Source organism: Streptomyces sp. CNP082, assembly GCF_059570535.1.
The window spans coordinates 55130-66795 of sequence record NZ_JCANSZ010000024.1 but is presented as its reverse complement, the minus strand read 5'-3'; the positions used below and the strand labels follow the sequence as shown (position 1 = coordinate 66795).

Annotated in this window: 8 protein-coding genes; 5 read left to right on the top strand and 3 right to left on the bottom strand. The window is 74.6% G+C overall.

The genetic code is table 11. The features are described 5' to 3' along the window. Positions 1-35: 35 nt before the first annotated feature. Positions 36-977, bottom strand: a complete 942-nt coding sequence (sigJ, locus tag B124_RS19940; protein WP_496504243.1) for an RNA polymerase sigma factor SigJ — start codon at positions 975-977, stop codon at positions 36-38. 188 nt (positions 978-1165) lie between these two features. Between sigJ and B124_RS19935 the strand changes: the two genes are divergently transcribed. Then, positions 1166-1780: a flavodoxin family protein gene (locus B124_RS19935; protein WP_496504242.1), complete on the top strand. Its 615-nt coding sequence runs from the start codon at positions 1166-1168 to the stop codon at positions 1778-1780. Between the two features lie 78 nt (positions 1781-1858). Here B124_RS19935 and B124_RS19930 read toward each other — a convergent pair whose 3' ends face one another. Together B124_RS19930 and B124_RS19925 are read right to left on the bottom strand one after the other, a co-directional pair. Further along, a complete protein-coding gene (locus tag B124_RS19930; RefSeq protein WP_496504241.1) occupies positions 1859-3808 on the bottom strand; it encodes an ABC transporter ATP-binding protein in 1950 nt (649 codons plus the stop codon). Next, positions 3805-5643 carry an ABC transporter transmembrane domain-containing protein gene (locus tag B124_RS19925; protein ID WP_496504240.1) on the bottom strand — a complete coding sequence of 613 codons (1839 nt, stop codon included), beginning with the start codon at positions 5641-5643 and terminating at the stop codon, positions 3805-3807. Before B124_RS19925 ends, B124_RS19930 begins: the two co-directional genes overlap by 4 nt. Before the next feature lie 279 nt (positions 5644-5922). Between B124_RS19925 and B124_RS19920 the strand changes: the two genes are divergently transcribed. The 4 genes from B124_RS19920 to B124_RS19905 all read left to right on the top strand — a co-directional run bounded on the left by B124_RS19920 (position 5923) and on the right by B124_RS19905 (position 11666). Continuing rightward, positions 5923-7143, top strand: coding sequence for an FAD-dependent monooxygenase (locus tag B124_RS19920; protein ID WP_496504239.1), 1221 nt, complete (start codon positions 5923-5925; stop codon positions 7141-7143). 291 nt (positions 7144-7434) lie between these two features. Next, a complete protein-coding gene (locus B124_RS19915; protein WP_496504238.1) occupies positions 7435-9906 on the top strand; it encodes a sensor histidine kinase in 2472 nt (823 codons plus the stop codon). Then, positions 9906-10310 carry a roadblock/LC7 domain-containing protein gene (locus B124_RS19910; RefSeq protein ID WP_496504237.1) on the top strand — a complete coding sequence of 135 codons (405 nt, stop codon included), beginning with the start codon at positions 9906-9908 and terminating at the stop codon, positions 10308-10310. The genes B124_RS19915 and B124_RS19910 overlap by 1 nt, the downstream gene beginning before the upstream one ends. A 141-nt stretch (positions 10311-10451) precedes the next feature. Further along, positions 10452-11666 carry an ABC transporter substrate-binding protein gene (locus tag B124_RS19905; protein ID WP_496504236.1) on the top strand — a complete coding sequence of 405 codons (1215 nt, stop codon included), beginning with the start codon at positions 10452-10454 and terminating at the stop codon, positions 11664-11666.

Genomic DNA, 11666 nt, shown 5'->3' with positions numbered 1-11666 from the left:
CACGGGTGCGGGCCAGCCGCCGGCGGACGCGCCGCTCAGGCCGCCGTCCAGGCGCGCAGCTTCTCCGGGTTGCGCATCGTCCAGATGTGCGTGATCCTCTCCTCTGCCACGCGGAAGGCGAGCACCGCCCCCGTGTCCCCGTCCACCTGTGCCACCACGCCGAGTTGCCCGTTGACCGTACGTTCCTGCAGCTCGATCCGGGGCTGCCGCTCCCGCAGGTCCGCGAACGCCCGCGCGACCTCCTCGCGCCCGACGATCGGCCGCAGCGCCGCCGGCACGACGCCGCCGCTGTCCGGCGTGGACGTCACGTCCGGGTCCAGCAGCCCGACCAGGGCGCCGATGTCCTTCGCCGCCCAGGCCCGCCGGAACTCCCGTACCACGGCGGCGTGCTGCTCCGCCGCCGCGGGCTGCCGCGCCGTACGGACCCGGCGGCGGGCCGACGACGCCAACTGCCGGCACGCCGCCGGCGACCGGCCGACGATCTCGGCCACCTCCGGGAACGGGTAGCGGAAGACGTCGTGCAGGACGAACGCCACCCGCTCCGCCGGGGTCATCGACTCCAGCACCACGAGGAACGCCATGTGCACCGACTCGTCCATCGTCACACGGTCCGCCGGGTCCACCGCGTCCTCGGCCGCCCCGCCCACCCGGCCGCCGGCCAGCTCCGTGCGGTCCGGCAGCGGCTCCGGCAGCCACTCGCCCACGTACCGCTCCCGCCGCACCCGCGCCGAGCCCAGCAGGTCCAGGCAGACGCGCCCGGCGACCCTCGTCAGCCAGCCTCCCGGGGAGACGACGGCGGCCCGCCGCTCCGCGGGCATCGCGTACCAGCGGGCGTACGTCTCCTGCACCACGTCCTCGGCGTCGGCCAGCGAACCGAGCAGCCGGTAGGCGAGGTTGGTCAGCCGTCGCCGCTCGCTCGCGGTCCCGGCGGGCCCCGGTTCGAGGCGGCCGTACTGCGGCGCGGACGATGTGGTCATGGTGCCGGTGCTCCCTCGGTCGCGTGACAGCTCTCCCTGGTATGACGAAACGGAGCGCAGGACTGTGAGGCCGGCCGCCCCTCACACGTGCGGCGGCCGGGTCGTCTTAGCCACGGGGCACGCGCGCGGGACACGCGTGCCCCACCGAGAACCGTCCCCGAGCCGGACCGCGGAGTGAGAGGCCCACCATGGAATCCGAGACCCCCGTCAGGGCGGCCGTCATCTACTACAGCGCAGGCGGCACCGTGCACGCCCTCGCCGTCGCCGCCGCCGAGGGCGCGGAGAAGGCCGGCGCCGACGTGCGGCTGCGCCGGGTGCCGGAGGCCGCGCAGGAGACGGCGCAGGAAGCGGCGCGGAAGCCGGGGAGAGAGGCGATACCCGGGTCGGCCGGGGGCCGCGGTGCGAGAGCCGACGTGCCCGAGGCCGGCGTCGACGACCTGGACTGGGCCGACGTGGTGCTGTTCGGCACCCCGACGCGGCTCGGGAACATGTCCGCCCCGCTGAAGGCGTTCATCGACACCACCGGCAGGCTGGGGTCCGCCGGCGGGCTCGCGGACAAGGTGTACTCGGCCTTCACGTCCTCCGCCGCCACCGGCGGGGGGCCCGACGCCGCTCTGCTGGCGCTAGTCAACGTCTTCTGCCACTGGGGCGGCCTCATCGTGCCGCCCGGCTGCCCGGACCCCGCTTCGGACGGCTCGGCGGAGCCGCCCGGCGACGTGGCGCTGGAGACCGCCCGGTACCAGGCGTGGCGCGCCGTCACGACCGCCGCCGCGATCGACGCCCGCCGCTCGCGGGCCGTCTGAAGACCGCGGCAGTACGGGCCAGGGGCCGGCCCGCACCCGCACCCGTCCCCGTACCGACGGCGTGACCTGCGCGACCCGCTACGCCCCCGGCCGCCCGGCGCCGCCCGCACCCCGCCCGGCGGCGTCTGCCTCCCGCCCACCGGCGTCCCCCTCCCGCCCGCCGGCCTCCCCATGCCCGCCGCCCTGCTCCGCATCCGCCGCGCGCCCCGCCGACCACGCCCGCCACAGCGCGGCGTACGGCCCGTCCGCGGCCCGCAGTTCGTCGTGCGTGCCGCTCTCCGCCACCCGGCCCTCCTGCAGCACCACGACCCGGTCCGCCGCCGCGGCCTGGCTGAGCCGGTGCGCGACGACCAGCGCCGTACGCCCCTCCAACGCCCGCTGCGCCGCCTCCTCCAGCCGCCGCGCGCCGAGGCTGCCCGCCTCCGCGGTGGCTTCGTCGAGCACCGCGACCGGCGGATCGGCCAGCACCAGCCGGGCCAGGGCGAGCTGCTGCGCCCGGTCCGCCGTCAGCCGGTGACCGCCCTCGCCCACGACGGTGTCCAGCCCCTGCGGCAGCGCCTCGGCCCAGTCCAGCGCGCCCACCCGGGCCAGCGCCTCGCGCAGTTCCGCGTCGCCGGCGCCGGGGCGCGCCAGCCGCAGGTCGTCGGCGAGCCGGCCGGCGAAGACGTGCACCTCCTGAGTGACCAGCGCGACCGTACGGCCCGGCTCGTCAGGCGCCGCGCCGCCCACGGTGATGCCCCCGGCGGCCGGGACGTGGACGCCGGCGAGCAGCTTGGCGAGCGTGCTCTTGCCCGCCCCGCTCGCGCCCACCAGCGCCACCTTCTCCGCCGGCCGCAGCTCAAGGTCCACGTCGTGCAGCACCGGCCGGCCCGGCTCGTACGCGTGGGACACCCCGCTGACGGACACCCCCACCGCGGGCCGCGGCCCCGGCTCGCCGGGGGCCGCCCCGCCGGCTTCCGCCTGCTCCCGCACGTCCACGACGCCGACCAGCCGCGCCAGCCCCGCCGTCGCCGCCTGGGCGTCGTCGAGGAGTACCAGCGCCACGTTCACCGGGCCGAACAGCGAGTGGAAGTACAGCGCCGCGGCCGTCGCCGTGCCGATCGACGCGGAGCCGTCGCGGACCAGCACGTAGCCCGCCACCAGCACCGCGGACAGCCCCAGGTACTCCGCCACATGCAGCCGGTTGTAGAAGCCCATCAGCAGCCGCACCCCGCGCAGCCGCAGGTCCACCGCGGCGCGCGAGCGCGCGTCCACGCGCCCGGCATGCAGCGCCTCCAGCCGGTGCGCGCGCACGGTGGCCGCGCCGCTGACCGTGTCGAGGAGCTGCTGCTGCTGCGCCCCGGTGGCGACGCGCTCGCGCGCGTACAGCGGCACCGCGCGGCGTACGTACCAGCGGGCCGTGTACGCCTGTACGGGGACCGCGAGCAGCGCGGCCAGCAGGAAGCGCCAGTCGAGGACGGCCAGCGCACCGAGCGTGAGGACGATCGCCAGCGCGGCGGACGCCAGTTCCGGCAGCGCGCCGCGGACCGCCTCGGCGACGCGGGAGACGTCCCGGGTGACGCGGGCGGTCAGGTCGCCGGAGCCGGCCTTCTCCAGCCGGTCGAGCGGCAGGCGCAGCGCGCGCTCGACGAACCGCTCGCGCAGCTCGGCGAGTACGGTCTCGCCGAGCCGGGAGACCATCGTCCGGCCGATCGCGGTCAGCACGCCCTGCCCGGCGGCCACCGCGACCAGCAGCACCACGGGCAGCGTGAGCGCGCCGGGGTCGCGCCGGTCGGTGACCAGGTCGACGATGTGTCCCAGCAGCGGCTGGGCGAGCAGCCCGACGGCGGTGGCCGCGGCCATGACCGCGAACGCGGTCCAGGCCAGCGCGCGGCGCGGGCGCAGCAGTTCGCGCACGGCGGCGCGGGTACGGGCGGGGGTGGCGGTGGGCAGCAGCTCGCCGGCGCGCCGGTCCGCGGGCCCGTCCGGTGAGTCCGGCCCGTCCGGTCCGTCGCCGGTGCCGTCGTACGCGCCGGGCGCCGCGGTCATGCGAGCACCGCCGTCCGGTAGGCCGCGTCGTCGCGTACGAGATCGGCGTGCGGCCCCTCGGCGGCGACCCGGCCGGCGTCGACGAACACGACCCGGTCGGCGACGGCGAGCAGGGCAGGGCTGTTGGTGACCAGCAGGGTGGTCAGCCCGGCGCGGTGGGCCCGCAGCCCCTCGGCTATCCGGGCCTCGGTGACCACGTCCACCGCGGTGGTGGGGTCGTGGACGACGAGCACGGGCCGGCGGGCGTGCAGCGCGCGGGCCAGGGCGACGCGCTGGCGCTGCCCGCCGGAGAGCGCGCGACCGGCCTCGCCGACCTCGGTCCGAGCGCCGTGGGGCAGCGCACGGACCACCTCGTCGGCCGCCGCCGCGGCCATTGCGGGACCGGGGCCGGGATCGCGGCCGGGCGGCTCGGGCCCGGAACGGGGGGCGCCGGCAGGTGCGTCGTCGGCCTCCGCATGTCCGGTACGGGCGGCGTCGGCCGCTGCGCCGCCGGCTCCCGCCTGCCCGGTACGGGCACCGCCGGCGGCCGTATCCGGCCGCTTGGCGCCCACCGCCGCCACGTTCTCGCCCACCGTCCCCGCGAAGAGGTCCGCGTCGTGCGCCGCCACCAGCACCGCCGTCCGCAGCTGAGCCGGATCGAGCCCCGTCAGCGGCACCCCGTCCAGCTCCACCACCCCCGCCCGGGGGTCCTCGACCCGCCCCAGGCACCGCAACAGCGCCTCCGCGGCGGCCGGTTCCGTCGTCGCGACCCCGACCAGCTCCCCGGCCGCGACCGCCATGTCCACCTCCGTCAGCGCCCCGAGCCCCACCCCGCGCAGCCGCAGCTCGCCGCGGACCGGCGCCGCGAGCCGCCGGTCGCCGGGAACGACGGCCGGCGCCGCGGCCAGCACCTCCGCGACCCGCGCCGCCGACGCCCGCGCCTGCGCCGACTCGGCGTTGACGTACGCGAACGCCTCCAGCGGCGTCAGCAGGAACTGCGCGAGCCCCAGAGCCGCGACGAGCTGCCCCAACGTGAGGTGGCCGCTGAGTGCGAGCCGCCCGCCGACCAGCGCGACGAGCGCGAGGAAACCGCCGGTCAGCGCGAGCACGACGCCGTTCTGCCAGCTCTCGGCGCGCGCGGCGCGCAGTGTGGCGGCCAGCGCGTCGCGGCTGGTGGCCCGGTAGCGTTCGACGGCCGCGTCCCGTGCGCCGATGCCCTTCAGCACCCGCAGTCCGGCGATCAGGTCGGCGGCGACGCCGGAGGCGGTGGCGGCCTGCTCCTGCTCGGCCGCGCTGCGGTGCTCCAGCGGCTTGCTCAGCAGATGCCCCAGCCACAGCAGTACGGGCGTGCCGACCAGCACGAGCAGTCCCAGCGGTACGGAGATGAGCAGCAGCGCCACCGCGCTGACCGCCGCGCCGGCCAGCCCCGAGGAGCCGACGTTCACCACCATGGCGATGTGGCCGACGCGCCGGGCGTCGTCGGTGGCGATGTTCGCCACCGCCCCGGGCAGCCGGCCCCGCTCGGCGCCGCCGCGCGGGTCGAGCACCCGGCCCACCAGCTCCAGCCGGACCTGGTGCGCGGCGAGTTCCGCGGCGCGCTCGGACGCCCTGACCCCGAGGCGGAAGCTCAGCGCCAGCACGACGTACACCGCGACGAGCACCAGGAGCCAGCGCACCAGCGCGCCCGCGTCGGTCCCGGCGACCGCGTCGTCGATGACCATGCCGATGAGCACCGGGACCAGCGCCTCACCGAGCTGGTGCCCGGCGGCCAGTGCCGAGCCGACCGCGACGCCGCGCCGCTGTCCGCTGATCGCACGCCTGAGGACGTCCTGCCCCGACGGTTCCTGCGCAGCCACCCGCCACCCCACCCCTTGTCCACCCGCTGTCCACCCACCCTGGCAAATAGGTAAGGCTAGCCTAAGTCGTGCCCGTGGCGGCCGCGCTCCGGGGGGCGCGCACACGGCCGCCGGCTCCGACGCGCCTGTGTACAGGGGCGGTTGGGGCCGGTTGCGGTCCCGTTGATCACTTGACGTGGTGATCCCCTTGGGGAAGGTTGTGTTCCGAAACGTGCCGGAGAGCAGGCCGGGGCGCGCGAAGCCGCGTGGACCGGCCCGGAGAACAGAGGGGAGACCGTGGTGAACGAGGACTCCGTCGCCGTGGTGGGCGGGAGCATCGCGGGGTGCGCCACGGCGCAGGCGGTGGCGCGGGCGGGGGCCGGGCGGGTCACCGTCTTCGAGCGGGCCGGCGGTGAGCTGCGCGACCGCGGGGTGGGAATTGCCCTGCACGACGCCCGGTTCGCGGAGCTGGAGGCCGCAGGGTACGTGGACTCGGCGATGCCGTGGTCCGGCATGAACCGCCGGGTGTGGACGATCCGCGACGGGGACGCGGAGCTGGGCCGCGCGCTCGCCGACCAGCACTTCCCGTTCCGCGCATACAATTGGGGCTCTCTGTGGCACGAGTTGCGCAGCCGGGTGCCCGGGTCGGTCACCTTTCACACGGGCGCGGCCGTCACCGGGGTCGAGCCGGACGCGGACGGCGTCGCCCTCCGCCTCGCCGACGGCCGCCGGGAGCGCTTCGACGCGGTGATCGGCGCGGACGGGTACCGCTCGGTGGTCCGGGAGGCGATGTTCCCCGGGCTCGCCCCCGACTACGCCGGCTACCTCGGCTGGCGCGGTACCTCCACGCCTGTGCCGGGCGACTCCGAGATGGACGGCGCCGTGGCGCGCACGATCGTCTTCCCCGGCGGCCACTGCGTGCTGTACCTCATCCCCGCCGCGGGCGGCGGCCTCCGCGTCAACTGGGTGCTCTACACCGTCCTGCCGGACGACCCCGAGCTGCTGCCCGACCTGCGCACCCCCACCTCGCTGCCCCCGGGCCGGGTCGCCGCCAAGCTCACGGCGTACCTGCGCGACCTGGTCGCGGAGCACTTCCCGCCGTACTGGGGCCGCTGCGTGCTGCGTACCGCGCCCGAGGACTCGTTTATCCAGCCGATCTACGACCTCCAGGTGCCGCGGCTCGCCGTCGGCCGGCTGCTGCTCGCCGGCGACGCCGCCACCGTCGTACGGCCGCACACCGGCGGCGGCAGCGTCAAGGCGCTGCAGGACGCCACCGCGCTGGAGGCGGCCTGTCGGGCGAACGGCAACTGGCCGGAGATCGCCGCCGCGTACGACGCCGACCGCACCGCCGTCGGCGCCGCCATGGTCGCCCTCGGCCGCCGGCTGGGCCGTGCCCAGGTCGAACAGACTCCGGACTGGCAGAAGATGGGGCAGCCGGAGTTCGACGCCTGGTGGCAGGAGCAGAACCAGGGGTCGGACCGCAGCAGCGGCTTCGGCGGCCACGCGCTCAAACGCGGCTGACGCGTGGAGCGTTGGCCTCGCCGAGGCTCGAACAGGCCGCCTATCTCTGAAATTTCAGACTGAACCTGATCGAACCGGATTGTGAGAGGTAGAGATTGCATCTCCCTCTTGCATATTTTGATGTTGTACTCATCCGTAACTTACACTTCCGGCTTAGCATCAGACCCGTCGCTCAGCCCACCCTCAGCAGGAGCGATGGCTGCACCGACCCCCACATGTCAAGTCCTCCCCATCGCAAGGTAATCCCGTGTCAGCTTTACTGCTTCATGACCCCGGCCTAGGGGTCGCGTAGTGAAGATCAACCGTCGACTCGTCCTCCTGGTCGCCGTGCCCCTCGCGGTGGCCATCGCCTTTTCCGTACGCGCACTCGCGCCCGCGACCTCCCAGGCGTTCCAGGCCAACAGGCTGGCGCAGATGGTCGATGCCGCCGAGTCCGCCGCGGAGCTGACCGCACGGCTGCAGCACGAACGTGTCGCCGCAACCGCGCTGGTCGCCTCGCAGGGCGATGCCACCACGTTCCGCAAGGCCACCGAAGCCACGGACGCAGGCGTCTCGGACTACACCGAGAAGCGCAGGAAGCTCGACTCCCTGCCGCACAACGCCGACCTCGCACTCGAGCGGATCGATCGCTCGCTGGCCGAACTGCCGTCACTGCGCGCCCAGGCGCGCTCCGGTGCCGGCACGCTCTCCGCGCTCGCGTTCGGATACCGGATCACGATCGCGGACCTCATCGCCTACCGGGACGGCATTGCCCAGGCCGACGGCGTCGATGCCGACATCGCCGACCGCATCCGGGCCTCCGCCTCGCTGTCGCGCGCCGGGGAGCACCTGGCGCAGCAACAGGCTGTGGTGCTCCGCGCGTTGGCCGGCGGCGGCTTCACCCCCGCGTCCCAGCGCACGTTCGACGCCACCCAGCTCGGCTACACCGAGGCCATCGGAGCCTTCTTCGCGCTCGGCCCCGACGACTGGCGCTCCTGGCTGGAGCGCACGCTCTCCGGCCCGCGCGCGCTGCCCGCGCAGCGGATGGAGGACCAGGTCGGCCGCACCCCGATCGGCGCGGACCTCGACATCGCCGCCGCCGAGTGGCAGGAGGCCACGGCCGACCGGCTGTCGATGCTGCGCTCGGTGGAAGGCCGCGTCGACCACGCGGTGCACGCCTCCGTCACGGACGAGCGGTCCTCGCTCATCCGGTGGGCCGTCGCCGAGGCCATCGTCGTGCTCGTGACGCTGGTCGGCGCGCTGCTCTTCGCCTTCCGGATCGGGCGCGTGATGATCCGCCGGCTGCGCGACCTGCGCAACGCGGCGCACGACGTCGCCACCGACGGGCTGCCGAAGGTCGTCTCCGACCTCTCCCAGCCCGGTGCGCTGGGCGGCGCCACGCCACAGCAGGTCGCCAACAGCTCCGTCAGCCCGGTGAAGACCACCGGCGACGACGAGATCGGCGAGGTCGGCGAGGCGTTCAACTCCGTGCACCACGAGGCGGTACGGCTCGCGGCCCAGCAGGCGCACGCGCACGAGCAGTTCGCGGAGACCCTGGTCGGCGTCGCCCGGCGCGGTGCGCAGCTCACCTCCGTCATGGTGTCCGAGCTGGACGCGGTCCAGCGCGACGAGGCCGACCCGGAGCGCATGAAGATCCTCTTCGCGCTCGACCACCTCGCCATCCGCATGGAGCGCAACACCAACAACCTGCTCGTGATGGGCGGTTACGGCAACGCCCGGGTACGCGAATCGGATGCGCCCTGCGCCACCGTGGTCGTCGCCGCCGCCCAGCAGATCGAGCGGTTCGAGCGCGTCGCCATGGGGATCGTGGAGCAGGGCATCGGCATCGCCGCCCGCGCGGTGCACGACCTCGCGCACATGCTCGCCGAACTGCTCGACAACGCCACCCGCTTCTCGCCCCCCGACAAACAGGTGGGCGTCGCGGTCTGGCGGCTCTGGGACCGCGCCGTGATCCAGATCGTCGACGAGGGCGTCGGCATGACCGCCGAGCGCCGCGACGAGCTGAACGCCCGGCTGGCCAACCCGCAGACCGGCGTCGGCGCCGTGCGGTCCATGGGCCTGCACGTCGTGGCCCGGCTCGCCGGCCGCCACGGCATCGTCGTCGAACTGCGTAACTCCGCGGGACCCGGCACCATCGCCGAGGTCACCCTCCCGCCGTCGGTCCTCGTGGCCGTCGAGGAGGAGACCCTGGCCGAGGGCGAACGGCCCCTGGTGGAAGGGGAGGCGAGCGTTTTCACCGCCAAGCCCCGCGGCGTGCCCGGTCCGCGCAAGCCGATGGACGAGCCCGGCGGCGCCGGCGCGCCCCGGCGCGGCCCGGCCGCCAAGAGCGGCGACGCCCCGGCGGCGCCGGAGGCCGGGACCCGCAGCGGCGGCGGCGCGCGGCGCGGTTCGCCCTTCGGCCCGGACTACGACCCGGCCGACCGCGTCGCCGGTGTCAGCGCTTCGGGGCTGCCCGTGCGGATGCGCCAGCCGGCGGACCAGTGGCCGCGGTTCAAGCGCGACGGGGAGAGCAAGCCGGGCCGGAGCGAGCGGAAGCCCGCGCCTGCCAAGCGCCGGGACTCCCGGCAGATCTCCGACGTGCTGGCCGCGTACACCCAGGGCATCAGCAGGAGCACCGGCCGCCGCGAGGGAGCTTCAGGGGCCGCCGACCGCGGTCGCCCGGCCGGTATCGGCGGCAGTGGCGGCAACGGCGACGGCCGTACCGCCAGGAACAGCGGCCGTACCCAGACCGCACACGACGACGATTCGCAACGGAGCACGTGATGACGACCCCATCCACTGCCGACCTGAGCTGGCTGCTGAGTGACTTCGCGCGGCGCATACCCGAGGTCACCCAGGCCATCGCCGTCTCCGTGGACGGCCTCGCCCTGGCCTACACCGGGGTGGACCAGGACGACGCGGACCGGCTGGCCGCCATCGCCTCCGGCATCGTCAACCTGCTCTCCGGCGCTGCGCAGTTGATCGAGGCCGACCCCGTCGAGCACAGCCTGACGGCCATGGAGGGCGGCTACATGTTCTCCATGGCGGTCTCCAGCGGGGCGTCGCTCCTGGTCACCACCACCCGGGACGCGGACATCGGCGAGGTCAGCTACATGATGTCCGAGCTGATCAACCAGGTGGGCGACGCGCTCAGCCCCCAAGTGCGCGACTCGCAGCCGGCCTCCTGACAGCCGCCGCCCGGGCGGGTCCCCTCGCCCCGCCCGCGCGCCCGGCTGTCCGTCGTCGTGCCACGCCCCTTGTCTCCGACCTCCACCGCCGACCCCCGGACCGACCCCCAGCCCATCTCACATTTCCCCTCGGGAGCCTTCGTGTTCGTCAACTCATCCATACGCCGCAGTCCGGGCCGCAGCAGAGCCCGGGCCACCGCCGCCGCAGCCGCTGCCGTCTCGCTGGCCCTCGCCGGCTGCAGCGGGGGCGACAGCGGCTCCGGCGGCGATACCGTGAAGGTGGGCCTGCTGGTCGCCCTCTCGGGTACGTACGAGGCGGTGGGCACCGACATGCGCAACGGCTTCCAGCTCTACCTGGATACGCACGGCGGCAAGCTGGGGGGGCGCGAGGTCGAGCTGTCGGTGGGCGACGAGGGGGAGGGCCCGCCCACCGCGGTGCCGGCCGTCACCAAGCTGGTGAAGAAGGACCGGATCGACGTGATGGCCGGCATCGTCGCCAACGGCACGTACAACGCGGTGCTGCCGATACTTGAGCAGAACAAGATCCCGCTGGTCAGTACCGGCGGCCGGCCGGATCTGAAGGACGTCAGCCGCGTCTGGCACACCAGCTTCCTGTCGACGGACTACGGCACCGCCATCGCCCAGTATGTCAAGGACGAGGTCGACGGGCCGGTCTATGCGATCGGCCCGGACTACCAGGGCGGCTACGACCAGATCGGCGGCTTCACCGACACCTTCACCGAGGCCGGCGGCGAACTGGCCAACCCCGATGGCGAGGCCACCTGGACGCCGTTCCCCGACACCACCAACTTCACCCCTTACTTCGCCGACATCGCCCAGTCCGACGCCAAGGCGGTGTACACCTTCTACGCCGGTAAGGCCGCCATCGACTTCGTCAAGCAGTATGCCCAGTCGGACATCGCCGACCTGCCGCTGTACGCCTCCGGCACCCTGACCGAGGGCACCGTCCTTGCGGCCCAGGGCGACGGGGCCGAGGGCATTCAGTCCGTCTCCAACTACGTGTCCGACCTGGACAACGATGCCAACCGGAAGTTCGTCTCCGACTGGAACGCCAAGCACGACACCCCGCCCACCGGGTACGCCGTGGCCTCGTACGACGCCGCCGCCGCGCTCGACGCGGCCATCGGCGACGCCGCCGAGGAGGGTGAGGTGAACTCGGAGACGATCAACGAGGCCCTCGGTAACCTCGGTCAGATCGAAAGTCCGCGCGGCACCTGGTCGTTCGGCAAGAAGTCGCACGCGCCGGTGCAGAAGTGGTACCTGCGCGAGGTCCGCAAGGACGGCGAGCAACTCTCCAACGTCACGGTCCAGGACCTGGCCACACTCGGCGACTGA

Bases quoted from the DNA above. Each gene is read 5' to 3' on its own strand.
- B124_RS19910 (WP_496504237.1), top strand. From the start codon at position 9,906: ATGACGACCCCATCCACTGCCGACCTGAGCTGGCTGCTGAGTGACTTC.
- B124_RS19930 (WP_496504241.1), bottom strand. From the start codon at position 3,808: ATGACCGCGGCGCCCGGCGCGTACGACGGCACCGGCGACGGACCGGAC.
- B124_RS19935 (WP_496504242.1), top strand. From the start codon at position 1,166: ATGGAATCCGAGACCCCCGTCAGGGCGGCCGTCATCTACTACAGCGCA.
- sigJ (WP_496504243.1), bottom strand. From the start codon at position 977: ATGACCACATCGTCCGCGCCGCAGTACGGCCGCCTCGAACCGGGGCCC.